This window comes from Dactylosporangium sp. CA-233914 (genome assembly GCF_050942935.1).
In the GTDB taxonomy this organism is placed as follows: domain Bacteria; phylum Actinomycetota; class Actinomycetes; order Mycobacteriales; family Micromonosporaceae; genus Dactylosporangium.
In genome coordinates this window covers 858,756-883,998 of record NZ_CP192030.1, presented here as the reverse complement: position 1 = coordinate 883,998, position 25,243 = coordinate 858,756, and the positions used below count along the sequence as shown (strand labels likewise).

Genomic DNA, 25,243 nt, shown 5'->3' with positions numbered 1-25,243 from the left:
CACAGATGCGGACTGTTCTGCGGCTGCTCGGTACGCGGTACGGCATTGCGCTGGTACTGGTGGTCGTGGTGCTTGCCGTTGTGGGGGTCGGGCGTACGGTGTTCGATCGCGGCGGTGGGGACTCGGCCAACGATGCGCTCGGGCCCACCGTCGCGCCGGTGCCCACCTCGGCCGATCCATATGCCTCGCTGGGGGACGACGGGGTGGACGAGACGCCTGTCGTCGCGCCGTCCCTCAGCAAGGGGGCCCCGGACGTTTCCACCGTCGCTACACGGTTCGCCGAGGCGTGGATTCGTAAGCCTGGGATTACCGGGGAGCAGTGGCGGGCCGCGTTGAAGCCGGACGCGTCCGCGGAGCTCATGGCCGATCTGGCCGAGACCGATCCCGCCGATGTGCCCACCGCGACGATTACCGGGTCCCCGCAGCTTGAGAACGTCGGGTCGGCCACCGTTGCCAAGTTCCCCGCCGAGGGCGGGACGATCGTGCTTGAGCTGCAGGTCGCCGACGGGCGGTGGCAGGTCACCTCGCTGGACTGGGAGACGGCGTGAGCATTCTCGGGGAAAGCGACGATTTCGAGGTACCGACGCGAGGAAAACGGCTTCGGCCCGCCTTTCTGGTGGCTCTCTGCGCCGGATTGGTCCTGATCTGCTGCGGGGCGGGGGTTGTCGGGTTCTTCATGGACGCGGCGCGCAACACGCAGGACTACGACGCAGCGGGATGCGGCAACGGGCAGCTGGTCGACGCCTCGGCCAAGCTGCCGAGCCACCATGAGCTGTCCGAGGAGCAGGTGCGCAACGCGGCGATCATCGTGCGCGTGGGGCAGGACATGAACGTGCCGCCGCGCGGGTGGGTGATCGCCGTCGCGACCGCGATGCAGGAGTCGAGCCTGCACAACCTGCCGAACCTCGGGGCGCGCAACGACCACGACTCGCTCGGGCTGTTCCAGCAGCGGCCGAGCACGGGGTGGGGCGCGCCGGCGCAGGTCATGGATCCGCAGTACGCCTCCCGGAAGTTCTACGAGAAGCTCCTGCAGGTCCCCGGCTGGGAGCGCCTCAGCCTCACCCGGGCCGCCCAGCGGGTGCAGCGCAGCGCGTACCCCAACGCGTACGCGAAACACGAGCAGCTGGCGAGCACCGTCGTCAACTCGCTCACCGGCGGGGCGGCGCGCGCGGCCGGGGACTCCACGAAGCTGACGTGCGTCAGCGGCGATCAGATCGCGGCGTCGGGCTGGACGGCACCGGTCAACGGGGAGGTCGGCTCCGGGTTCCGGACCGCCTCGCGCCCCACCCACCAGGGCGTCGACCTCATCGTGCCGCGCAACACCGTCATCCGGGCCGCGGCCGCCGGGCTCGTGGTGAAGGTGCGCTGCCAGGCCCACCTCGCCAACGGCACCGATTGGGGCTGCTGGCGCGACGGCTCGCCATCCGTGCTCGGATGCGGCTGGTACGTCGAGATCCAGCACGCCAACGGCCTGCTCACGCGGTACTGCCACATGATCAAGAAGCCCAGTGTCGTTATCGGGCAGCACGTCGCGCCCGGTCAGGAGATCGGGTTCTCGGGGACTACTGGGCACTCGTCTGGGCCGCACCTGCACTTCGAGGTACACATGAACAGCGATCCGAGTAACAATGGCGCCATCGACCCCGTGCCGTTCATGCAGCGCAATGGGGCGCCACTGGGGGTCAAGCCGTGACCGATCTGCCCGCCGGAGGGGACTTCCCCGACTGGGACCTGCTCGCCGGGAGTGAGCGCGCACCGGCCGGGATCGAGCTGGTGCCGGCCTCGATACTGCGCGAGCTGCGCGGGCGGCGGGCCGTGATCGGGCTGCCGGGGCTGGGATGGCGTGGGGACCTGCGCATCGACGACGTCGTCGTGCAGGCCAGCCGGACCTATGTTCCGGCGTTGCCGGAGCAGGAGTGGTACCGCGCAGAGGCCGAGCAGACCGAGGTGTTCGCGCCACTCGTGCCGCTGGAGCGGGTATGGGTGGAGCGGGTTTCGTCATCTGTCACCCGGTCCGGCGACGACTTCCAACTGGTTTCGCTGGATGCACCGCCCTCGCGGGCGCCTCGGCGGATTCGCGACGTCCCAGGGGTTACCGGGCGGCGGGTTGTTCGCGTGCCAGGGCCTGAGGACAAGACGGGCCGGGATCAGCGGGATTTACGGGCGGTTACTGAGGCGTACAGCGGGGTTGAGGGGGATATTTGCGTACGGGTCTGCCGAGAGGTGGACTGGTATCGGTGGGCGTGGAGCGGGCAGGCCCCAAAGACCCTGGAGGTCCCGATCCACCTGCTCTGGGTCGAGTAATTCAGCTCAGCCTGGTTGCCGAGCAAACACGCCATCCATTCACGTCTCGGAGCCCGAACTCCCATCGCTGGCTAACTACCGTCGTCCCGTTGCCCTGCGCGGCGCCGACATCCAGGTTGGTATTAATTGTTGCCGAGTTACTGGATTCCACAACAGACAGATCTCTCAAGGTCACCTGAATACCTACGCCGGTTTCTGATTCGCGACTCTCGATCGTGCCCAGTAGGTCGTCGACCTGACTAAGGTTGGCGTCGCCGCAAGTGAAAAGCTTCGCGCGGGTCTTGTCGCGGATCGAGAACTTCGCGGTGATGTATTGCTGGAGCGAGACCGCCGGCGTCCCACGCTCCGGTGTCGTCGCCTTGTCGTAAGCAACGTAGAAGGTCAGGCCGCCGCCCAGACAGACTGCCACTAGTACACCCAGCAAGGTCCATAGGATCGTGCGGCGGAGTTGGCCCGGTTTGCGGGGTGGCTGTGGCGGAGCCGTCGGCGGTGGAGGTGGCCCAGTGCGAGGCCGTCCAATAGGAACGCCCCTATCGATGATCTCGCCCTCGAGGACCTCGTCGGCTCCCGGCCGTGACCGGGGAATCGCCTTCCCCTGCTCCACAGCTGGGTCGTTGGGCTTCGATGGGTCCACGCTCCAGAGGCTAGCCGCCGCGCGCCCGCGAGGCATCCTCCCGCGCCGCGGACTTCCGGCGAGCCCGGGCCGCGGGCTGAAGGCGGGGATGAGTGCGAGGCGGCTACCTGCGACAACATGAGAGCAGTAGTGTGCCTGCTGACTGGATTAGCAGTCTGCGTTACCGTTCCCGCATCTGGCTTGGATCGGAAGGGGCGAAGTGGCACGCCTGCGGGCACGGATCGAGCGAGCGGCTGCGCAGCATCGGCACACCGCTGCGCTGATCGCCGCCGCCGGGCCGATTCTTGAGGGATATTCGCCCAACGCCGCCCCGGCTGAGCAATACGCGGAGCAGCACGATCTCGCCGCGGGTCTGCGGGCCAACGCGGCGATGCTGGCGCCGGGGTGGCTCGGGGCCCAGTTGGACGCGCTGGCGCCCGCCACACCGCTCGGCGGGCCGCTGCCGCCCACGTTCGTACGGGTCGGTCAGGCTCATCCGCTCGACGACGCCCGGTTTCCGGTGATTGTGCCGCTGCTGCGGGCGGGCCACATCGCGATCGACGCCGATGCGCGGGACAGCCGGGTGGCGGGGCTGCTGCGGAGCCTGGTGCTGCGGCTGCTGGCCTCGTCGCCGCCCGGGTCGGTGCGGATCCGCACCGTGGACGCGGTCGTCGACGGGTCGACGTTCGGGTGGTTCGGCGGGATCGAGGCGATCATGCCGCCGCCGGCGACGGATGCCGAAGGCCTGCGGGCAGTACTGGATGAGGGCGAGCGCTGGCTCGCGACGCGGACCGACGGGCCGGCGCCGACGCTGCTGATCGTGATCGCCTCGCTGCCCGAGCTGACGGAGGGGCGCGACCTGGCGCGCATCGCGCAGCTCGCGCACGCCGGGCCGGCCGGGCGGCTGCACCTGATCGCCGCGGGCTGGCCGCCGCCGCCGCTGACGCAGGAGACGACGCAGGCGCCGCTGCCGCACGCCACCCAGATCGCGATCCGCAACCCGCACGCCTGGGTCGGCGACCCGCCGGGGGCCACGTTCTCCGGCACCGGGACCGGGCCGAGCCGGCTCAACGCGCCCGTGTACCTCGACCCCGACCCGCCCGCCGAGCTCGTCCGCCGGGTCTGCGCGCAGCTGAGCGGGCCGTGGACGGCGCCGCCCGCGCCCGTGGGCGAGGCGAGCCGGAAGGCGTGGCTGGAGTATGTGGCGGCCGGGCAGCGCCTCGACGCCGTACGCCGCGAGGTCATCGCCATCGTGGCCGAGCACAAGTCGGCGCTCAAGGCCGCGCAGCAGGACCTGACCGCCATCCGGGCCAAGCTCGCCCACCACGAGGCGTACCTCCAGGAGGTCGTCGGCGAGGCGGGCGGCCGCCCCGTCGAGCTCGTACCCCCCTGGCCTGAGATCCAGGCCGCCCACGCCGCCCTGACGTCGGTGGCGCAGCCGCTGGACCCGCGCCGGGGCGCGCCCATGGCCCCGCCACCGCCTCCGGCCGCACTCATGCCCGGACCGGGCGGCTGGCCGCAGGGGCAGCGCATCATGACCAACCCGGTCAGCGCCCCGCCGCGGCCTCCCCTGAGCGTGCCGCCGGTGTCGGGGATACCGGGAACGCCTGCGGCCGCGGGAGCGCCACCGCGCCCCCTGCCGAACACAGGTGGCTATCCCATGGTCACGCCGCGCAGCGCACCGCCGGCGATGCGCAACAGCGGGGGACCGACCAGCGGTGTGCCGGTGTCCGGGGCGCCGGGTGCCGTCGGGACGGGCGTCGTGAGCCCGCTGAGCCCGCCTGTGCCGGAGTCGGTGCCCGGGAGGGTGTCGCAGGCCCTGCGATACGCGGCGGCCGGTCTGAAGCGCTCTGAGGCGGACTTGGCGGCGCCCGGACGCCAGGCGGCGTCGAACCGGCGGGTGTGGGTCAACGCGGCGATCTACTTCGGTTTCGCGCTCCTCGCCGCGGTCGTGCAGATCCCCGCGCTGGTGGCGAGCGAGGATCTCACCGGCGCGGGTCTCCTGGCCCTTCCCTGCGCTCTCGTACTCCCGGCCATCGCCTTCGGCCTCGGCTGGCTCACGATCGGCGCGATGACCCGCAAGACCACGTCGCGAACGCCCGTCCTGGGCCTCATCATCAGCCTGCTGGCGCTCGTTCCGGTGCTGGTCTTCGGCGGCGTGCTGCTGCTGGCCTGACCGGAGCGCCACCGGGCGCTAGCCGTGCATGATCAGCGCCATCGCCTCGGACCGGGACTTCGCGTCGTCCCGCAGCAGCCCCCGGACCGCGGACGTGATCGTGCGCGACCCGCCCTTCTGGATGCCCCGCATCGACATGCACATGTGCTCGCACTCGATGACCACGATGACGCCCCGCGGCACGAGCTGCGCCATGAGCAGGTCAGCGATCTGCGCCGTGAGCCGCTCCTGGACCTGCGGCCGCCGCGCGTACACCTCGACCAGCCGCGCCAGCTTCGACAGCCCGGTGATCCGCCCGTCATGCCCCGGGATGTACCCGATGTGCGCCACCCCGTGGAACGGCAGCAGGTGGTGCTCGCACATGGACATGACCTCGATGTCCCGCACGAGCACGAGCTCCTCGTGGTCGGCCTCGAAGGTGGTGGAGAGCACCTGGGCGGGGTCGACGCGCAGGCCGGCGAAGAGCTCGGCGTAGGCGCGCGCCACGCGGGCCGGGGTCTTGCGCAGGCCGTCGCGGTCGGGGTCCTCACCCACCGCGATCAGAATCTCACGGACGGCGTCCTCGATGCGTTTGAGGTCGACGTTGCGCTCGACCTCGACGCCGCTCAGCTTGCCGCTGACCAGCCGCGCGGCGACGTGGTCGAGCTCCCGGTCAGCAACGAGCCCGGCACCGTTATCAGTGTCGGGCTCGGTGCTGCTGTACTCGCTCAGTGCGTGCCGTCCGGGGTCTCGCCGCCGCTGGTGATGCGCACGTGGTCGTCGCCGCCCACGCTCACCGGCTGGGTGACCTCGGAGCCGTTCGTGCCGGCCTCGATCGCGCGCCGGCGCCGGCCGTTGCCGCTGAAGGGGGCCATCGGCGGGCGCTTGACCACGCGGGCGCAGATGCGGGTCATGTCCGTCTGGGAGATGGTCTCCTTCTCCATGAGCTCCTCGACGATGTTGTCGAGGACGTCGCGATACTCGACCAGGATCTCCCAGGCCTCGTCGTGCGCGATCTCGATCAGGGAGCGCATCTCGGCGTCGATCTCGGCGGCGATCTTCTCGGAGTAGTCCCGCTCGTGGCCCATGGTGCGGCCCAGGAACGGCTCGCCCTCGCCGGTGCCGTACTTGACGGCGCCCAGCTTGGCGCTCATGCCGTACTCCGTGATCATCGACCGGGCGAGCGCGGTCGCCTTCTCGATGTCGTTGCCGGCGCCGGTGGTCGGCTCGTGGAAGACCAGCTCCTCGGCGGCCCGGCCGCCCAGCGCGTAGGCCAGGGTGTCGATCATCTCGGAGCGGGTCTGCGTGTACTTGTCCTCGGTGGGCAGGACCAGCGTGTGGCCCAGCGAGCGGCCGCGGGACAGGATGGTCACCTTGTGCACGGGTGCTGAGTGGGGCAGCGCCCAGGCGACGAGCGCGTGGCCGCCCTCGTGGTATGCGGTGACCTTCTTCTCGTGCTCGCTCATCACGCGGGTGCGCCGCTCGGGGCCGGCGATGACCCGGTCGATGGCCTCTTCGAGGTAGTCGTTGGTGATCGCCCGCTTGTCGTTGCGGGCCGCCAGCAGCGCCGACTCGTTGATCACGTTGGCCAGGTCGGCGCCGGTGAAGCCGGGCGTGCGCCGGGCGACCGAGTCGAGGTCGACGTCGGGCGTGAACGGCTTGCCCTTGGCGTGGACCCGCAGGATCGCCTTGCGGCCCTCCATGTCGGGGCGGTCGACGGCGATCTGGCGGTCGAAGCGGCCGGGGCGCAGCAGGGCCGGGTCGAGGATGTCGGGCCGGTTGGTCGCGGCGATCAGGATGACGCCGCCCTTGGTGTCGAAGCCGTCCATCTCGACGAGCAGCTGGTTGAGCGTCTGCTCGCGCTCGTCGTGACCGCCGCCCATGCCGGCGCCGCGGTGGCGGCCGACGGCGTCGATCTCGTCGACGAACACGATCGCGGGCGCGTTGGCCTTGGCCTGCTCGAACAGGTCGCGGACGCGGGAGGCACCGACACCGACGAACATCTCGACGAAGTCCGAGCCGGAGATCGAGTAGAACGGCACCCCGGCCTCGCCGGCGACCGCGCGGGCCAGCAGCGTCTTACCGGTGCCGGGCGGCCCGTAGAGCAGCACGCCCTTCGGGATCTTCGCGCCGAGCGCCTGGTACTTCGCCGGGGCCTGCAGGAAGTCCTTGATCTCGTGCAGTTCCTCGACGGCCTCGTCGGACCCGGCGACGTCGGCGAACGTCGTCTTCGGGGTGTCCTTCGAGATCAGTTTCGCCTTGGACTTGCCGAAATTGAGCACGCGGGAGCCGCCGCCCTGCATCTGCGACATGAACAGCAGCAGCAGGACCACCAGCACCGCGATCGGCAGCAGGTTGATCAGCAGGCTGATGAAGATGTTGTCCTGCGTGACGTTGACGTTGAACTCGTCGAGCTTCTTCTGCGACTTGAGCGTGCTGAGTTCGTTCTGCAGTTCGTCAGCGCTCTGCGAGGAGAACTGGCCCTGGATCTTGTTGGTTTCCGTGCCCTTGACCTTGATCTTGTTGCGGAGATCAAGGTTGAGCGTCTGCTCCTTGTCCTGGATCACAGCCTTCTTCGCGTTGCCGTCGCGAAGCTGCTCGAGCACGACGGACGTGTCCGCCTTGGTGTAGCTCGGGCCGGAGGTGAAGAAGGAACTGAGCACGATGGCACCGATGATCACCAGAAGGATCCAGACCACCGGCCGGCGGAACAAACGGGTACGTTCCATGTTGTCGTCGGACGCGCTCGGCGCCCGGCCCCTCCATCCGTAAGGCCGTCGACCGCACCGGACCCACTTTTCCGGTGCGGTGCCGAAAGCGCCGCCAAGGGTATGGGCTCAGTTGACGCTTGCGACCATTTGACGGTACACCGTGGCACCGACAGTCGCGGATCGGCGTCGGCCGGGGAGGATGGGCTCTCAGCAGACTCTCAGGAAAGGTCCACCAAAACAGCCGGTCAGCCGCGTCCGTACACCGACGGCTTCAACACCCCGACGAACGGCAGGTCACGGTAGCGCTCCGCGTAGTCCAGACCGTATCCGACCACGAACTCGCTCGGGATGTCGAATCCGACATATCGCACCGGAATGCTGACCTTCAGCGCGTCGGGCTTGCGCAGCAGCGCCACCACGTCGACCTGCGCGGCGGAGCGGCTCTCAAGGTACTTCAGCAGCCACGACAGCGTCAGCCCGGAGTCGACGATGTCCTCGACCACGATCACGTGCCGCCCGGCGATGTCCCGGTCCAGGTCCTTGAGGATCCGCACGACCCCGGACGAGGTCGTCCCCTGCCCGTACGACGACACCGCCATGAACTCGAGCTCGACCGGCGGCCCGACCCGCCCGAGCGCCCGCGCGAAGTCGGCCATGAACATGACCGCGCCCTTGAGCACGCCCACGAGCAGGATCGACTCGGCGTCGGCGTGATCGGCCGCGACCTGCTTGGCCAGTTCCGCCGTCTTGTCGCGGATCTGCTCCTCGCTGACGATCACGTGTTCGATGTCGGACGAGTGCCAGGTGGTGCCGTCGGCCATGCGACAAGCCTGCACCATCAGCGCGCCAGGATCGATCCGGGGTCACTCCTTGAGAGAACTCTCCCACTCAGTGGGCCCGTCGCGCAGCCGTCGGCCCACGGCTCCGATCCCGCCACATATCTGACCGCCGTACGTCAGATCGCCCACCTCCTGCCGAACACCCTCGGCTCCTCGGCCGCGCCGGCTCGACGCACACGTCCAGCCCCGAGTGCCAGTACCACGGCGGCCGGTCCAACGCCGCCTGCGGATCCAGCCCGGTGGTCAACGGTTGAGCTGCATGGGCCCGCCCACAGCCAGCTAGCTTCGACCTGCCCACTCCGCAGCGGACTACTCGTCCGCCGAGCAGTGGGCAGGCGCCCTCCCCACAGTCACGCGGGTCCACCGCACAGCAGCCCGCCGACCCTGGTCACGAAGAGCCCGCCGGGCAGCGCCACCGCCCCCTGCCCGTGCCAGCCCACGACCAGGGCCTCCAACGCCACGACGTGCTGGTACGAAAGGCCGGTCCCGGGGCACCCCAGCCGGAGCGCCCAGCCGTGCAGCACCCGCCCCCGGACCGCCTCCGGCATGCGCCGCAGGGCGTCGACCGAAAGCCTGCCCGGCTCGACCAGCGCCTCCCGCAGCGCCACGCCCGCCACCTCGTCGAGGTATTCGGAGTCGACTCGAACCATCCGGGCCGTTCGCGCCAGGTTGCCCACCACCCGCTCCCCCAGCGCCTCGACAACGGGCCGAAGCCGCGACCGCGCGAACGCATGGTCGACGTTGTGCGGGTCCTGCCACACCGGAAGCCCCTCGGCCGCACAGGCGGCCCGGGTCTCGGCCCGGCTGATGTCCAGCAGCGGCCGTACGAACAACACCCCGTTACGCACCCGCCGCTCGGCCATCCCCGCCAGCCCCCGCGGCCCGGCCCCGCGGGCCAGCGCCAGCAGCACCGTCTCGGCCTGATCGTCCCGGGTGTGCCCGAGCAGCACCATCCCGGCCCGATGCTCCCGAGCCGCGGCCTCCAGCGCGGCATACCGAGCCTCCCGGGCTGCCGCCTCCGGCCCCCCACCGGCCCCGACCCGCACGCTACGCACCTGCACCGGCGCGAACCCGCGCGCAAGCGCCCAGTCCGCAAGCTCCGCGGCCCGCTCCCCGGACCCGCCCTGCAGCCCATGGTCGACGGTCACCAGCCCACACCGAAGCCCGCCCCGCCGGCAGACAAACAACGCCGCCACCGCCAACGCCAGCGAGTCCGCCCCACCCGAACAGGCCACCAACACCGTGTCCGCTTCCCGGCCAGGCACCATCTCGACCAAACCTGAGGGGCAACTCTCAGCCTCACGGGTCAGACCGGCGGCGAGCGGGCCCCGCTCACCGGCCCCGTCCGCGGACACACCCGCCCCGGCGGGCGTACCCGCGGCCCCGACCGGCGAGACATCAGCCCAGGTCAGCGAGGCGTCGGCCGCAGCCGAGGCCGGCCAAACCTGAGGCTCGGGAGGTGAGACCTCAGTCCCGACCGGCGAAACCTCGGCCTCGGCAGCCGAGCCCCCGGCCTCGACTGCGTGACCCGCGGGCCGGCGCCGCACCGTCTCCCGCTCGCCCGCGGCGGCCTCGCCCGCCACGAACGCCGGACGCAACTCGCCCAGGCTGCGCCGAACCGCATTCCGAATCGCGGCAACCGCGGGTGCGAGCGCAGCCACTCGTTCAGCCGCTGTTGACCGGCTTGGCTGGCCCCTCGCCACTGCCCACGGCTCCCCCGCCCGCCTTGTCGCCCTGCGGGGCATCCGGATCATCGCCCGTCGAGGCCGCCGCCGCATCGTCCTCGGCCGTGCTGCTGTCTGCCGAGGCCCCGGCCAGGTCGCTCTTCGCCGAGGTCTCCAGCACGTCGCTGTCCACCGGCTCGCCGTCACCGGCGGTCTTCGCCACGCTCATCGCCTCACCCGGCTCGAACGCCCCGATCGGCTCCGGCGCGCCGGCCACCTCTTCACCGGTCGCATTCAGCTCGTCCCCGGCCTCGGGGTCCGTCTCGGTGGTCGTTTGCTCCTTGCCTTCGGCCGGCGCCTCGGCCGCGGGCGGCTCGGCCTCGGCGGGAATGTCCCCCGGGGCGGGCTCGCCGCCGGCATCGGCCGCGGAGGCGGGAGGCTCGTGTGGTGCCGAACCCGGGGAAACGGCGGTCGTGGACTCGTCCGCCGCCAACCCGGCAACCTCGGTCGGCTCGGCGACGCCGGCCTCCGCCGGGGCCTCGTCCAGCGGCTCCGGCACCGTCGGAACCGGGGACGGCGGGGGCTCGACCGCAGCCGGCGGCGAAGCGCTCGCCGCGGCGGCCGGGGGCGGCGGGGCCGCGATCGAAGCCGACGAGGGGTTGGCCGGGCGGTTCAGGGCGCTGGTGCCGAGGACCCGGACGACCCAGGCGTCGGGCTCGGTCAGCTCGTCGAGGCGCGGGATGGTCAGCGGGGACTGCCAGATCTTGTTGAAGCCGTCCATGCCGACGCGGTCGACGACGGCGTGCACGAACTTGCGGCCCTCGGCATACTGACGCAGCTTCACGTCGATGCCGAGGAGCTTGCGCAGGACCCGGTCGAGCGGGTTGCCGGCCTCGCGGCGGCGGTTGAACTTGGAGCGGATGTCCTCCACGGTCGGCACGACGTCCGGGCCGACGCCGTCCATGACGAACTCGGCGTGGCCCTCCAGCACCGTCATCAGGGCGGTCAGCCGGTCCAGCACGGCCTTCTGGCCGGGGGTCTGGACGAGGTCGAGGACCGAGACGCGGCTTTCGGGGTCGCGCACCGCGTCGGCGAGGGCGCTGATGCCGCGGCGCAGGCGCTCGGCGAGCTGGTCCTGGTTGAGCTGTGAGGCGTCGACGAACGCGCCGACCTCGCCGAGGAAGTAGCCCCGCATCCAGGGCACGGCGGTGAACTGCACGCGGTGGGTCACCTCGTGCAGGCAGACCCAGAGGCGGAAGTCGCGGGAGTCGGCGCCGAGCTTGCGTTCGGCCTCGACGATGTTGGGCGCCACGAGCAGTAGCTGGCCGGGGTCGGCGGAGAAGACCTCATACTGGCCGAGGACCTTGCCGGACAGGTACGCCAGCACGGTCCCGGCCTGCACGCCCGTGAACCGCGATCCGATGGCGCTGGCGATCGCGCCCGGCTGCTTGCCGCCCGCAAGCCGCTCGGCCAGCGGCTGGATGACCTGCCGCAGCCCCTCGATGTTGGTGGTGGCCCAGTCGCGGCGGTCGACGACGCGGACCGGCGGCCCCTGGATCATGGCCTTGAGACGGGTGAACTCGTAGACGTGCCCGGCGGCCTCCTCGGCCAGACCGCGCAGGTCGGTGACGGCGTCCGCGGCCTGCTCGTAAGACACGGCGGGGCCGCTCTTGCCCAGCGCCGCTGCGGTTGCCGCGGCCAGATCCCAATCGACGAACTGCGCCATGACCCAACCGTACCCGTGTGCGGCCAGCGTCGCGGAAGGTGAAAACCCTGAGTGAACCCTGATCGACCCAGCGTGACGGCTGCTTCGCTCAGCGACATCCACACGCGGCGAGAGCTGCGGCGACGCGATCCAGCGCGACGACCGCCTGGTTGGCGTTGGTGGTCTGGTCCGCCATGAACGCGAACGCCAGCGTCCGCCCGTCCGCGTCGACGACGACGCCGGCGAGCGAGTTCACCCCGGTCAGCGTGCCGGTCTTGGCCCGCACCAGTCCGGCGGCCGAGTTCCCCTCGTTCGCCTTGAGAAAACGCATGGAGAGGGTGCCGGAGTACGCCGCGACGGGCAGGCCGCTGAAGATCGCGCGCAGGTCGCCGCGGTCGGCCCGCGCGGCCATCGCCAGGATCGCGGTCAGCAGCGCCGGGGAGAGGCGATCGTTGCGGGAGAAGCCGCTGCCGTCGACGAGGCCGTACCCCGCCACGGGCAGCCCGAGTTCCTCGAGCACACTCTTCATGGCCGCCGCGCCGCCCTCGAACGACGCCGGCTGGTTCTTGGCCAGGGCGACCTGGCGGGCGAGCGCGTCGGCGAGCACGTTGTCGCTCTCCTGCAGCATGAACTCGACCATCCGCGACACCGGCGCCGACTCGACCTTGCCCAGTTCCTTGGCGCCCTCCGGCGCGGTGCCGGCCGCGACCGCACCCGTCGGCACGCCCAGCGCCTTGGCGAACGCCTGGGCGGCCTGCGCGTCGGGCTGGGGATAGCGGTCGGAGTACTTCGTCGACTTGGTCCGCCCACCCTCGGTCATCAGCGGCGTCATGACGGCGCCGGATCCACCGGTGGTGGCGTCCTCGTCCCACCCCGGCCCGATCCCGGGCCCGGTGTAGACCGAGTTGTCGTAGAGGACCCTGGTCGGGGCCGCGTCGCCGAGCGCCTGCTTGACCTGCTTGGCGAGGTCGTCGAGGCGGGCGGCGCCGGGGTAGTACGAGGTCGGGAAGACCGCGAGCGTCGGGTCTCCGCCCGCGACGATCACAACCTCACCGGGCTGGGCACCGGCGACGACGCGGGTCGGGATGCGGTACGCCGGCCCGCGCGTGGCCAGCACGGCCGCCGCGGTGACGATCTTGGTGGTCGACGCCGGGGTCATCGCCGCGTCCTGCTCCGAGGAGAAGATCGACTGCCCCGTGGTCACGTCCACCACCGACGCGGTGATGTGCGGGCCGAGCGCCGGCACGGCCAGCAGCGGCGCCAGCACCGAGGAGACCCCGCCCTGGCTCGGCATCGGCGCCTGACCGTCCGCCGCGGCGAGCACCGCGGGCGGTGCGGCCGGGGTCGCGCCCGCCGTCCAGCGCGTCTTCTGCCCGCCGGCGAGCCCGAGCCCGTCGACGATCGAGGTGCCCGCGGACAGCGCGGCCACGGCCGCGACGAGCGCCACGACCAGCCCGGCGACGGCGGCGATCAGGCCGACCCGCCCGCCGCTCTGTGGTGTTTCCCTCGCCACCGGACCCTCCCCGCATTGCCCGACCGTGCCGTACGCGAGACTAATGGTCGGCGCAGCGGTGCGAGGGTGAGGAGTCGTCACATGGACTTCGACGTCACGGTCGAAATCCCCAAGGGTCAGCGCAACAAGTACGAGGTTGACCACGCCACAGGCCGGATTCGGCTGGACCGGACACTGTTCACCTCCACGCAGTACCCGGCGGACTACGGCTACATCGAGGGCACACTCGGCCAGGACGAGGACCCGCTCGACGCGCTCGTGCTCGTGCAGTCCCCGACCTTCCCGGGCTGTCTGATCCGCTCGCGGGCGATCGGCATGTTCCGCATGACGGACGAGAAGGGCGGCGACGACAAGGTCCTGTGCGTCCCGGCCGACGATCCCCGGCTGGAGCACCTGCGGGACATCCACCACCTGGGCGAGTTCGACCGCCTGGAGATCCAGCACTTCTTCGAGGTCTACAAGGACCTGGAGCCCGGCAAGAGCGTCGAGGGCGCGACGTGGGTCGGCCGCGTCGAGGCGGAGGCGGAGATCGTCGAGTCCCGCCGGCGCTACGCGGAGGCGATCGCCGCGGGCACATACCACGACCCGGGCGTAGCCCCGATCGCTCACCCGGTCGATTAGCCCGGCGTTTCACTCAAGTAGCCGGACCTTCACGACACGCCCGGCCGCCCCAAGGGCGGCCGGGCGTCATTCGTTTCCGCCAAGCCCCCGATCCCGTTCCGCCCGGCCCACCGCCCCCGATCCCGCTCCGCCCAGCCCGCGGCCCGAATCCCCGATCGGCCCCGGTCACGCGCGGCCCGGGTCCGAATCCGCCCCGACCCCGGTCCGTTTCTGCTCGACGCTGTTCCGCTCCCGCCCAGCCCCCGATCCCGTTTCTGCCCAGCCTCCTCCGATCCGCTGAGTAACCCGGGGCAACAGGCCGAGACCGCACCCGGTCGCGCCGGCGCTGGGGTGCTCGGCGTATCGCGACTCGCCCCGGCCGGGCAGCCGCGAGCAGGGCGCCTGCCGCCGGCCGCGCCTTCCCGGCCTTTCACCGCCGGTTCAGCCGAACAGCCCGTAGAGTCCCAGGACCGCGCACGCGATCGGCACGACGGCGACCAGGCACAGCGTGTCGAGCAGGTCCACGGCCTGCCCCACGTACGGCGAGGCCGGCCGCCCCGCCAAGCGTGCACCCGCGACGGCGACGACGAGCGCCACCAGGGGTACGACCGCGGAAATGATCTTCGCGTCGACCCGGACGAACAACGCGAGCAGGACGAACCCGGCCACACCCGCCACGATCAGGGGCAGCCGCTGCCGGACGGTCAGGAAGGTCCGCGCCCGCAGCAGTAGCGCGGTCGACGCGACCGCCACCAGGACCGTGCCGGAGACGTCGCCGGAGCGTGCCAGCACCAGCGACGCCCCGGCGCCCGCGATCGCGAGCCCCAGCAGCATTCCGGTGAGCATCTCGTCGGTGCGCGCCACGGCGGCGAAAATCCGCGTGCGGTCGGCCGCCGTGGTCAGCCCGCGTCCGCTGGAGGCCAGCTCGCCGGGGTCGGTGACGATCGGCATGGGCAGTTTTCCGAGGCGGATGGCCAGCAGCGGTACCCCGGCCACGCCCGCCACCAGCACCGCCAGCAGAACGGCCGCAGCCGCCGCGGGGCGGATCGCGGTTGCCAGCAGCCCGGTGAGCGCACCCAGCGCGCCGGCGCTGATCCCGGCCACGAAGATCCGCAGCAGGTGTGCGACGCCGGCCGCGGCGACCAGGGCGGCCAGCAGCAGGGCGACGCCGGCGAGCAGTGTGCGGTCGGCCGGCGTGGCCGGCTCGGGCGCGGCCAGCCAACCGCCCGCCGCGGCGAACGGCATCGCGAAGACGGCCAGGCCCGCCCCGACCAGGGCGTCGCCGTAGGCTCGCGAGGCCGTGACGCCGGCCAGCACCAGCCCGACCGCGACGGCCGCCGCGACCAGGGGCTGGTCGTTCCGCACGATCGACAGCAGCGCGACGAGGAGGCCGGCGCCGGTGACCCCGATCGCGGTCGCGCGGGTCGCGGCCGGGCTCCAGGGCAGGCCCTGGCGGCGCGCACCCGCCGCAATGGCCTCGACGACGTCGTCATACTCCAGCTCGGGCCAGCCCGTGCGGGCCGGGACCAGGTGCAGGACGGCGCCGTCGTACACCCCCTGCCCCGCCAGGCCCGCGGCGGACGACAGGGTGGTCCCGTCCGCGCGACGCAGTAGCCAACCTCCGTGCCGCTCCCCGTCGTCGGCGAGTCCGGCCCCGGCGTGCTGCAGGAGCTCCGGAAGCAGTTCAGCCAGCGGTACCGCATCAGGCACCGCGACATCGACGCGCCGCTGGGGTGCGTTGATCGTGATGCGGGCCAGTCCGGCCGGGGCGGTCGACATGGGCAATAGAGGTACCACGTGCCCCGGCCCGCCGTCCGCCCCGTCGAGCCGGCAATCACAGATGGTGAACAAGTCGTCACGATCTATCCGGCGGGGCCGCGAAATGTCGTACCGGGCGCCTAAAGTTCCCGGACGTGAGCACGGTCCTCGTCAAGCGATCACCACGGCGTCCCGCTCCGGAGATCCCGAGCGGGGAGCTTGTCGTGCAGGCACCTCCGGAGATTCCCCAGGCGCCCGCATCGCGCTGGCAGCAACTGATCCAGGTCGTGCCCATGCTCACCGGCACCCTCGCCACGGCGCTGCTGTTCGCCGGGCGGGAGGGCGGGACGTATTCATATGTGATCGGCGCGGTCTTCGGCTTCTCCACCCTCGGCATGCTGTTCACGTCGGCCGGCCCCGGCGCGCCGAAGAAGGCGGAGATGATCGCGGCCCGGCGGGAGTATCTGCGCCACCTGGCGACCCTGCGCCGCAGCGTGCGCGAGACCGTCACCAAGCAGCGCAACGGCCTGCACTACCGCCATCCCGACCCGCACTGCCTGTGGTCGTCGGTGGACGGCTACCGGCTGTGGGAGCGGCGCCCGACCGACGGCGACTTCGCCATCGTGCGGGTCGCGGTCGGACCGCAGACGCTCGCCACCCCGCTGATCCCGCCGATGACCCGGCCCCTGGAGGACCTGGAGCCGATGACCGCGGCCGCGCTGCGTCGGTTCCTCGACGCGTATTCGGTGGTGCCGGACCTGCCGGTGGCCATCTCCCTGCGCAGCTTCGCCCGGATCCACCTGCGGGCCGGCCGCCGGCGCCCGGGCTCGGGGCCGGCGGGGGTGCACGACCCGGCCCGCGCGCTGACCCGAGCGGTCCTCGCCCAGCTCGCCGTCTTCCACGCCCCCGACGATCTGCTCATCGCCGCCTGCGTCGCGCCCGAGCGGCGTGAATGGTGGGAGTGGACGAAGTGGCTGCCGCACGCCCTGCACCCGACCCGCACCGACGCCGCCGGTCCGGTCCGGCTCTTCGCCGACACCGCGAAGGAGCTCGAGGAGCGCCTCGACGACCTGCTGCGCAGCCGCGGCCGGTTCGACGCCGGCCACGAGCCGGGCCCGCCGTCCGGGCCGCACGTGGTCGTGGTGCTCGACGGCGGCGACCTCTCCGGCAGCGTCCACATCGGCACCGACGGCGGGATCGACGGCGTCACCCTGATCGACCTCGACCGGGAGCCGCCGCGCCTGCTCGACCGGTCCTCGATCGTGCTGGACGTGGCCGCCGGGCGCCTGACCACGACATCGGCCGACGACGACGTCACCGAGTCCCGGCCGCCGATCGGGGTCGCCGACGCGCTCGACCCCGCCGAGGCCGAGGCCGTCGCCCGCCGGCTGGCGCCGCTGCGGCTGGCGATCGCCACCGGCGCCGACCAGCAACCCGGCGAAGCCCGCGACGCCGGCACCGACCTGGACTTTCCGACACTGCTCGGCATCGGCGACCCGGAGGCGCTGGACCTCACGCGCCTGTGGGCGCCGCGGCCGCACCGCGACCGGCTGCGCATCGCCATCGGCGCCGGACCGCAGGGCCAGCCGGTCGACCTGGACCTCAAGGAGTCGGCTGAGGACGGGATGGGCCCGCACGGGCTGCTCATCGGCGCGACCGGCTCCGGCAAGTCCGAGCTGCTGCGCACGCTGGTGCTCGGGCTCGCCGCGACCCACTCCTCCGAGACGCTCAACTTCGTCCTCATCGACTACAAGGGCGGCGCGACGTTCGCGCGGATGGACCGCCTGCCGCACGTCGCCGCGTTCATCTCCAACCTGCGCTCGGAGCTGCTGCTGGTCGATCGGATGACCGACGCGATCACCGGCGAGGTGGTCCGGCGCCAGGAGGTGCTGCGCCGCTCGGGCGGCTACGACTCGGTCCGCGACTACGAGCGGGCCCGGGCCGGCGGGGGGCCGCTCGCGCCGCTGCCGAGCCTGCTGATCGTCTGCGACGAGTTCAGCGAGCTGCTGGAGGCCAAGCCCGACTTCATCGACCTGTTCGTGCAGATCGGACGAGTGGGCCGGTCGCTGGGCATCCACCTGCTGCTCGCCTCGCAGCGGCTCGAGGAGGGGCGGCTGCGGGGCCTGGACACCCACCTGTCGTACCGCATCGGCCTGCGCACGTTCACCTCGCTCGAGTCGCGGACGGTGCTGGGGGTGCCGGACGCGTACGAGCTGCCGAAGAAGCCCGGCGGGCACGGCATCCTCAAGTCCGGCACCGAGCCGCTGACCCGGTTCAAGGGCGCCTACGTCGGCGGCCTCTGGCAGCGGGCGGGACGCTCCGCGGCGGTGCCCGGCGGCGGGGGGCGGCCGCGGGTGATGGAGTATGCGACCCGATACATGCCCGTGCCACCACCGCCCAGGACCGAGGCCGAGCCGGCCGAGGCGCCCGAGGGCGAGAGCCTGCTGGACATCGTCGTCGAGCAGCTCGCCGGGCGGGGCGCGCCGGCGCACCAGGTGTGGCTGCCGCCACTGGGCGTCTCGGCGCCGCTGGACGACCTGCTCGGGCCGGTCGCCGTCGACCGCGCCCGCGGGCTGACCGTCACCAACCCGCAGCTGCACGGCGCCCTGCACGTGCCGGTCGCGCTCATCGACAACCCGCTCGAGCAGCGTCGCGACGTGCTGTGGTTCCGCCTCGACGGCGCCCAGGGGAACGTGGCGGTGGTCGGCGGGCCGCGCAGCGGCAAGTCGGTGGCGCTGCGCACGCTGGTCACGACCCTCGCACTCACCCATACGCCGGAGGAGGTCCAGGTGTACTGCCTGGACTTCGGCGGCGGCCAGCTCTCCGGCCTGCGGGCTCTGCCGCATGTCGGCGGGGTGGCGGGCCGGCTCGACACCGACCTCGTCCGGCGCACGGTCGGCGAGGTGGCGTCCATCCTCGCGGCCCGCGAGCAACACTTCGCCGCGGCCGGCATCGACGGGATGGCCACCTACCGCCGGCGGCGCGCGGCCGGCGGCGCCGGGAGCCCCGACGACGGCTGGGGTGACGTGTTCCTGGTCGTCGACGGATGGCCGAGCGTGCGCAAGGACTACGAGGATCTCGAGGCCGTGATGCTGGACATCGCGACGCGCGGGTTGTCGTACGGCATTCACATGGTCGTCTCCGCCTCGCGCTGGATGGACTTCCGCGCCAACCTTCGCGACCTGCTCGGGGCGCGGGTGGAGCTGCGGCTCGGCGACGTGACCGACTCGCTCGCCTCACGCAAGGCCGCCGGCAGCGTGCCGTCCGACGCGCCCGGGCGGGGCATCACACAGGAGGGTCTGCACCTGCTCGTGGTCGAGCCGCAGCTGACCAACGGCGACCCGGGCGAGCTGGTCACGGCGATCGCGTCGGCGTGGACGGGCGCCCCGGCCCGGCCCGTGCGGATGCTGCCCGCCGCAGTGCCCTTCTCCGCGATCGCCGGCGACGCCGACCCGGGCAACCGTCTCGCGCTACCGATCGGCATCGCCGAGTCCAACCTCCAGCCCGTGCGGATCGACTTCGCCGGGGAGCCGCACCTCATGGCGTTCGGCGACGCCGAGTCCGGCAAGTCGACGCTGCTGCGCGGAATCGCGGCCTCGATCAGCACCCGGTTCACGCCGGAGGAGGCGCGGATCGTGCTGATCGACCACCGGCGCAGCCTGCTGGGGGCGGTCCGGACCGAGCACCTGATCGGATACGGCACTGGCACCGAGCAGACCGCGGACCTGATCGCGTCCGTCGCCAACTACATGCAGCGGCGCCTGCCCGGGCCTGACGTCACCGAGGAGCAGCTGCGCAACCGCAGCTGGTGGACCGGGCCGCAGTGCTTCGTCCTGGTCGACGACTACGACCTGGTGCCGACCTCGGCGGGCAACCCGCTGGCGCCGCTGGTGCCCTATCTCGCCCAGGCCCGCGATATCGGCCTGCACCTGATCGTGGCCCGGCACAGCGGCGGCGCCGGGCGTGCCCTCTTCGAGCCGGTGCTGCAGCGCCTCAAGGAGCTCGCGTCGCCGACCCTGCTCATGTCCGGCGATCGGGACGAGAGCCTGGGTCTTGGCAACGTACGGTTCAGCGCCCTGCCGCCGGGGCGCGCCCGCCTCGTGACACGAAAGGAGAGCGGCACCCTGATCCAGATCGCGGACCTGCCGGCCACCTGATCCCACCGGACGCCGGCCAAACCCCGAACCCGCGGCCGCGGTCGAACTGGCCAGCAGGCACGGTTGGAGCGGACCTGCCGGCCACCTGACCCCACCGCACGCCAGCTAAACCTCGAACCCGCGGCCGCGTCGAACCGGCCAGCGGGCACGGTTGGAGCGAACCTGCCGGCCACCTGATGCCACCGCACGCCGGCTAACCCAGAACCCGCGGCCGCGGTCGAACCGGCCAGCAGGCACGGTTGGACTGGCAATGGACGCCCGTCGAAGTGGGCAGAGGGCGATCTCGACCCTTGGGACGGTGGTTTTGCCACGTTTCGGCGAGGTGGGCCGAGAGGCCTGACAGATCCGGGCAACACGGTCCAGAATGATGTCCATCGCGTTCTCCTCCCTCACCCGCGCCGCCGGCCGTGTCCTTGCTTTTGGGCTGTCGGCGGCGCTCGCCTGTGCGGTGGGGGTTGGGGTCGCGCCCGGGGCGGCGTTCGCCGATCAGGTTCGCGGGGAGCAGTGGCAGCTCAGCGCGCTCGATGCCAAGAATGCCTGGAAAGTGTCGACCGGCAAGGGTGTGGTCGTTGCCGTCATCGACAGCGGGGTCGACGCCACGCATCCGGATCTGGCCGGACAGGTACTGCCGGGGATCGATCTCGTCGAGCCGGAGGCGGGATACGACGGGAAGGTCGACCCGGTGGGCCACGGTACGACCGTGGCGGCGCTCATCGCCGGGAGCGGGCGGAACGGCTCGGGAGTCGAGGGGATCGCGCCGGGGGCGAAGATCCTGCCGATCCGGGTGCTGGACAAGGCGAACAAGTACGACGATCCGGGCATCGTGGCGCGGGCCGTGCGGTGGGCGGTGGATCATCGGGCGACCGTGATCAACCTGTCGCTCGGCGGGGCGCTGCGCAGCGAGGCGATCGCGGGGGCGCTGCAGTACGCGGCCGAGCATGACGTCGTCGTCGTTGCGTGTACTGGGAACGTCGCCACCGATCCGTCGATCCATCAGGTGTGGTACCCGGCGCGGGAGCCCGGGGTCGTCGCGGTGGCCGGGCTCGGGGCGGCCCGGTCGGCCGGCGGCAAGGGCGGGGACGCGCTCTGGTCGGGCTCGCTCACCGGGCCCGAGACGGTGCTCACGGCGCCGGCGGTGAACCTGACCGGGGCGAAGCCCGGGGGCGGCTACTGGCAGGTGCAGGGCACGAGCTTCGCGGCGCCGCTGGTGGCGGGGGCGGCCTCGCTGGTGCGGGCGCGGTTTCCGGGGATGAGCGCGGCGAACGTGATCAACCGGCTGATCGGGACGGCGAAGGATCTCGGGCCGAAGGGGCGCGACGACCGGTTCGGGTATGGCGAGGTCGATCCCGTCGCGGCCCTGCGCACCAGCATCGGCGAGGTGTCGGCGAACCCGCTCGCCGCGGCACCGGCCGAGGCCGTCGTGGACGCGCCGGCCGAGGAGTCGGCACCCGTGGCGCAGGGCGGGGCGGCGCCACTGCCCGACGGGACCGAGCCTGAGCTTCGGCAGATGGCCGGCGACGAGCGGGCCGGGGTCAGCGCGGTCGCCGGGCTGACGGCCATGCTGCTGATCCTGACCGGGGGCGCGGCCGGGGTGCTGCTGCATCACCGCCGCCGTGCCAAGCACCCGCCGACGTTCTGAACACTGCGCCGCATGGCCGGGCCGGCTTCAGCGCTGAGCCTGGGAATCGGGCAGGCGCGGATCGGCCCGGAATGCACAAAGAGGACGAAGACGCAGCTGGTGCGGTGACCGTGAGACCGCCGCGATCGGGTGCCTCAGGCGCACTTGCCGGTGGGGGTCGGGTCGGTGTGGATCTTGCCGGCGTCGGCGACGGTCGAGGCCTCGTCCGCCGTCACCGCGAAGCCGGTCTGTGGGTCGTCGGCGGCCGCGGCGAAGATGACGCCCAGGACCTCGCCGTTCGGGGCGAGCAGCGGGCCGCCCGAGTTGCCGGAGCGGACCAGCCCCCGGATCGTGTAGATCTCGCGCGTGACCTTGCCGTCGTCGTAGATGTCGGGGCCGGTGATGTTGCGGTGGTCGCGGATACGGGCCGACTGCGCGTCGTACGGCCCGTCGAGGGGGTATCCGAGCACGATCGCGTCCGCGTTGGAGTCGGACTTCTTGGTCGCGAAGGGCATGATCGGGGCGTTGAGGCTCTTGACGTAAAGCACCGCGATGTCCCGCTGCGGATCGTAGGCGACCACGGTCGCGGGCAGCGGGCGGGAGGAGCCGTCGACCAGGATGCTGACGGTCTTGGTGCCGGCGACCACGTGGGCGTTGGTCATGACGCGGTTCTGCGCGTAGACGAAGCCGGAGCCCTCGATGCGCCGCGAGCAGCTCGGCGCCTGGCCGAGGACCTTCACGACGGACTTCTTGGAGTTCTTGACCAGCTCGGAGCCGGCGAGCTTCGGGTCCGGCGGGGAGACCTCCTTGACCCGGGTCGGCGACAGGCCGTCGAAGACGTCGGGGAAGCCGCGGGTGTCGACGGTGTCGCGCAGCGCCTGGGAGAGCGCGTCGGCCTCGGCCGGCATGGCCTTGTCGACCACGCCGAGGATGAGCGAGTTGCTCACCGACCGGGCCAGCCAGGGCAGCGACGAGGTGCTCAGCGGCGCGGCGACGAGCCAGACGACGAGGAGGACGGCCACCACGGAGACGACGGCGCCGCCCGCGTTGTCGACCGCCTGGGCGTTGCGGTTGACGATCGCGCTGCGCAGCCGGTTGCCGACGAAGCTGGCCAGCGCCTGGCCGGCCACCGCGAGGCCGAAGACCGCGGTGAGCGAGATGACCACGCGGGCCTGGTCGGACTGGAAGAAGTTCTCGGCCAGCATCGGGCCCAGCTGCAGCCCCAGCAGCGCCCCGCCGAAGAAGCCGACGAATGACAGCAGACCAACAAGGAACCCCTGGCGGTATCCGTTGATGGCGAACATCACCATGAGGAGCAGAAGGACGATATCGATCACGCTGCCAGACACGCATTCAACGTACAGGTGCGGCACCAGATGTCGGCAGTTCCTCAACTCGGCCGGTCGGCCAGTCCACCGCCCATCCGCCGAGTTCCAGCAGCGTGGAGAGCACGCCGGCGGTGAAACCCCACACCAGCATGTCGTGGATCCGAAACGCCGGGCCGATCCATCCGCTCGGGTGGCGCAGCCGCAGCCGGTGCGCGGGATCGACCAGCTCACGGATCGGGAGCCGCTCGACGCGGGCCACCTCGCGCGGGTCCGCCGGGCCGACCGGGTGCGGCTCGCGCCACCAGGCGATGACCGGCGTGACGAGGAAGTTGCTGACCGGGATCCACAGCGTGGGCAGGGTGGTGACGACCTCGACCGTGCTCGGGTCCAGGCCGACCTCCTCCTCGGCCTCCCGCAGCGCGCACGCGATCGTGTCGGCGTCGCCGGGGTCGACCGCGCCGCCGGGGAAGGCGGGCTGGCCGGCGTGGTTGCGCATGGTGTCGGCACGCTGCAGCAGCAGCACGTCGGGGCCGGTCACGGGGTCTTCGCCGAACAGGATGAGCACGGCACTCTGCCGCCGCCCCTCGCCGTCCGGGGTCGGCAGCCGCGTGTAGTCGGACGCCTCGGACGAGCGAACCTTGTCGATCAGCGGCCGGAGCCAGTCCGGCGGATTACTCATAACCCCTCCACACTCCGATAGCCGAAAGAAGGGAAATGCCGGATATGTCGCGGCGCGAAGCGCCCGACATATCCGGAAAAAGCCGACGTGAACCAGCCGGACTCAGGCAACGGAAGCCCGCGCGCGGACCGCGAAAAGCCGAGCCCGAGCCCGAACCCGGACTCGGGGTCGGGCCGGAGCACGGCGCAAGAGGGCGCCGCGGACGCAACGGTGAGTGTCATACCGACACCCCGAGGTGCTGGTTCGTCAGCTCCCTCAGGCGCGCCTCGGTGAGGGCCTCACCCTGGTAGACGTACGCGATCCGGCCCTGCGGCGTGATGAACAGCGTCGCCGGCAGGTTGAACAGCGCCTTGGACACCACCGGGCTCACCGCGGTCGCGAACTGCTGCCCCTGGTCCTCCAGGATCGTGAACGTGAGCTTGTCGTCCTCGATCACCGACTGAGCCTGGTCGTGGCGGTCCTTCGTGGCGATGCCGACCACCCGCACGCGGCCCTGGCCGGCGACCGAGAAGCGCTGCAGCTCCGGCAACTCCTTGCGGCACGGCTCGCACCACGAGGCCCACAGGTTCACCACGGTCGGCATGCCGCCGAGGTCGGCGATGTCGGTGTAGCGGCCGCCGGAGAAGCAGGGCAGGGCCATGGCGGGAAGAGCGGGCCCGGATTCGGTACCGCCCGGGGCCGCCGCCGCGCTCGGCCGTTCGACGCAGCGCGGGCCGGGCGCCGCGGTGGCGTCGGCACCGGGGGCGTGGACGTCCGCGGTGCAGGCCGTGAGGCCCAGCAGTACGGCAGCGGCGGCAAGCAGCAGGCGAGCCCTCACAGGACCAGCTCCGCCAGCTCGCTCGCGCGCGGGCCCTTGAGCAGCTTGACGGCGACCTCCACCTCGGTCGGGCCCAGCCCGTAGGACGGGCAGTCCCGTTTCAGGGTGCAGGCGCCGCAGGCCGGCGTGCGGGCGTGGCAGACGCGGCGGCCGTGGAAGATCACGCGGTGGGAGAGCATGGTCCAGTCACGTGGCTCGATGAGCGGGGCGACCGCGAACTCGATCTTCACCGGGTCGCGCTCGGCGGTCCAGTTCCAGCGCTCGGCGACCAGGCGCTTGAAGTGGGTGTCGACGGTGATGCCGGGCACGTCGAAGGCGTTGCCGAGCACGACGTTGGCGGTCTTGCGGCCCATCCCGGGCAGGGCCACCAGCTCGGCGAGGGTGCCGGGGATCTCGCCGTCGTGCCGCTCGACCAGCGCCTGCCCGAGCCGGATGAGCGAGTCGGTCTTGTTGCGGAAGAAGCCCGTCGGTTTGATGAGCTCCTGCATCTCCTCACGGTCGGCCCCGGCATACGCGACGGCGTCCGGGTAGCGCGCGAACAGCTTCGGCGTCACCTGGTTGACCCGCTCGTCGGTGCACTGCGCGGAGAGGATCGTGGCGACGGCGAGCTCGAGCGGTGTGGTGAAGTCCAGCTCACAGTGCGCGTCGGGGTGGATCGTCACGAGGGCGCGGGCCATCCGCCGCGCCCGCCGCTTCAACGCCAACGCGGTCTCGGTCACGCAACGACAATACGTCGCCCGTCACCGCACCCCGATCCGGCGACCCGCGACCGAGCCGAACAA

The 25,243-nt window shown here is 71.9% G+C and carries 18 protein-coding genes and 1 pseudogene; 7 read left to right on the top strand and 12 right to left on the bottom strand.

Going from position 1 to position 25,243, the window contains the following annotated elements; all coding sequences use genetic code 11:
- The first annotated feature begins 5 nt into the window (after positions 1–5).
- The 3 genes from ACQPY0_RS04020 to ACQPY0_RS04010 are packed head-to-tail and all read left to right on the top strand — an operon-like array spanning position 6 to position 2,304.
- Entirely contained in the window at positions 6–548 is a 543-nt protein-coding gene (locus ACQPY0_RS04020; RefSeq protein WP_432984816.1) for a hypothetical protein, read from the top strand.
- Between the two features lie 2 nt (positions 549–550).
- Entirely contained in the window at positions 551–1,693 is a 1,143-nt protein-coding gene (locus ACQPY0_RS04015; RefSeq protein WP_432994972.1) for a M23 family metallopeptidase, read from the top strand.
- Positions 1,690–2,304, top strand: coding sequence for a hypothetical protein (locus ACQPY0_RS04010; RefSeq protein ID WP_432984813.1), 615 nt, complete (start codon positions 1,690–1,692; stop codon positions 2,302–2,304). The genes ACQPY0_RS04015 and ACQPY0_RS04010 overlap by 4 nt, the downstream gene beginning before the upstream one ends.
- Before the next feature lies 1 nt (position 2,305).
- Here the strand turns inward: ACQPY0_RS04010 and ACQPY0_RS04005 are convergent, their stop codons facing one another.
- Positions 2,306–2,713, bottom strand: a complete 408-nt coding sequence (locus tag ACQPY0_RS04005; RefSeq protein ID WP_432984810.1) for a hypothetical protein — start codon at positions 2,711–2,713, stop codon at positions 2,306–2,308.
- 424 nt (positions 2,714–3,137) lie between these two features.
- Here ACQPY0_RS04005 and ACQPY0_RS04000 point away from each other — a divergent pair, with 424 nt between their 5' ends.
- Positions 3,138–5,093, top strand: a complete 1,956-nt coding sequence (locus ACQPY0_RS04000; protein ID WP_432984807.1) for a hypothetical protein — start codon at positions 3,138–3,140, stop codon at positions 5,091–5,093.
- A gap of 18 nt (positions 5,094–5,111) precedes the next feature.
- Here ACQPY0_RS04000 and folE read toward each other — a convergent pair whose 3' ends face one another.
- The 6 genes and pseudogenes from folE to dacB all read right to left on the bottom strand — a co-directional run bounded on the left by folE (position 5,112) and on the right by dacB (position 13,504).
- Positions 5,112–5,804 carry a GTP cyclohydrolase I FolE gene (gene folE, locus ACQPY0_RS03995; protein WP_432994970.1) on the bottom strand — a complete coding sequence of 231 codons (693 nt, stop codon included), beginning with the start codon at positions 5,802–5,804 and terminating at the stop codon, positions 5,112–5,114.
- Positions 5,801–7,801, bottom strand: coding sequence for an ATP-dependent zinc metalloprotease FtsH (gene ftsH / locus ACQPY0_RS03990; RefSeq protein WP_432984804.1), 2,001 nt, complete (start codon positions 7,799–7,801; stop codon positions 5,801–5,803). Before ftsH ends, folE begins: the two co-directional genes overlap by 4 nt.
- Positions 7,802–8,028: 227 nt before the next feature.
- Entirely contained in the window at positions 8,029–8,604 is a 576-nt protein-coding gene (gene hpt, locus ACQPY0_RS03985; protein WP_432984801.1) for a hypoxanthine phosphoribosyltransferase, read from the bottom strand.
- 368 nt (positions 8,605–8,972) lie between these two features.
- On the bottom strand, positions 8,973–9,890 hold the full coding sequence (gene tilS, locus ACQPY0_RS03980; protein ID WP_432984798.1) for a tRNA lysidine(34) synthetase TilS: 918 nt from the start codon (positions 9,888–9,890) through the stop codon (positions 8,973–8,975).
- 1,081 nt (positions 9,891–10,971) lie between these two features.
- Positions 10,972–12,012 (bottom strand): annotated as a pseudogene (locus ACQPY0_RS03975) (zinc-dependent metalloprotease); the annotation flags it as partial.
- Between the two features lie 88 nt (positions 12,013–12,100).
- Positions 12,101–13,504 carry a D-alanyl-D-alanine carboxypeptidase/D-alanyl-D-alanine endopeptidase gene (dacB, locus tag ACQPY0_RS03970; RefSeq protein ID WP_432984795.1) on the bottom strand — a complete coding sequence of 468 codons (1,404 nt, stop codon included), beginning with the start codon at positions 13,502–13,504 and terminating at the stop codon, positions 12,101–12,103.
- Positions 13,505–13,585: 81 nt separating this feature from the next.
- On the opposite strand from dacB, the gene ACQPY0_RS03965 reads away from it, so the two are divergent.
- Positions 13,586–14,125: an inorganic diphosphatase gene (locus ACQPY0_RS03965; protein WP_432984792.1), complete on the top strand. Its 540-nt coding sequence runs from the start codon at positions 13,586–13,588 to the stop codon at positions 14,123–14,125.
- Between the two features lie 420 nt (positions 14,126–14,545).
- Here ACQPY0_RS03965 and eccD read toward each other — a convergent pair whose 3' ends face one another.
- Complete coding sequence (gene eccD, locus ACQPY0_RS03960) at positions 14,546–15,883, bottom strand: type VII secretion integral membrane protein EccD (protein ID WP_432984789.1); 1,338 nt, start codon at positions 15,881–15,883, stop codon at positions 14,546–14,548.
- A 134-nt stretch (positions 15,884–16,017) separates the two neighbouring features.
- Between eccD and eccCa the strand changes: the two genes are divergently transcribed.
- Both eccCa and mycP read left to right on the top strand, forming a co-directional pair.
- Positions 16,018–20,019, top strand: a complete 4,002-nt coding sequence (eccCa, locus tag ACQPY0_RS03955; protein WP_432984786.1) for a type VII secretion protein EccCa — start codon at positions 16,018–16,020, stop codon at positions 20,017–20,019.
- 367 nt (positions 20,020–20,386) lie between these two features.
- Positions 20,387–21,658 (top strand): type VII secretion-associated serine protease mycosin, encoded by a 1,272-nt coding sequence (gene mycP, locus ACQPY0_RS03950; RefSeq protein WP_432984783.1) that lies wholly within the window; start codon positions 20,387–20,389, stop codon positions 21,656–21,658.
- Between the two features lie 134 nt (positions 21,659–21,792).
- Here mycP and ACQPY0_RS03945 read toward each other — a convergent pair whose 3' ends face one another.
- The 4 genes from ACQPY0_RS03945 to nth all read right to left on the bottom strand — a co-directional run bounded on the left by ACQPY0_RS03945 (position 21,793) and on the right by nth (position 25,138).
- Positions 21,793–22,947 (bottom strand): MarP family serine protease, encoded by a 1,155-nt coding sequence (locus tag ACQPY0_RS03945; protein ID WP_432994968.1) that lies wholly within the window; start codon positions 22,945–22,947, stop codon positions 21,793–21,795.
- Positions 22,948–22,990: 43 nt separating this feature from the next.
- The gene (locus ACQPY0_RS03940; RefSeq protein ID WP_432984780.1) at positions 22,991–23,644 is read right to left on the bottom strand and encodes an NUDIX hydrolase; all 654 of its coding nucleotides are present in this window, start codon (positions 23,642–23,644) and stop codon (positions 22,991–22,993) included.
- Between the two features lie 217 nt (positions 23,645–23,861).
- The gene (locus ACQPY0_RS03935) at positions 23,862–24,461 is read right to left on the bottom strand and encodes a TlpA family protein disulfide reductase (RefSeq protein WP_432984777.1); all 600 of its coding nucleotides are present in this window, start codon (positions 24,459–24,461) and stop codon (positions 23,862–23,864) included.
- On the bottom strand, positions 24,458–25,138 hold the full coding sequence (gene nth, locus ACQPY0_RS03930) for an endonuclease III (RefSeq protein ID WP_432994966.1): 681 nt from the start codon (positions 25,136–25,138) through the stop codon (positions 24,458–24,460). The genes ACQPY0_RS03935 and nth overlap by 4 nt, the downstream gene beginning before the upstream one ends.
- Positions 25,139–25,243 lie beyond the last annotated feature (105 nt).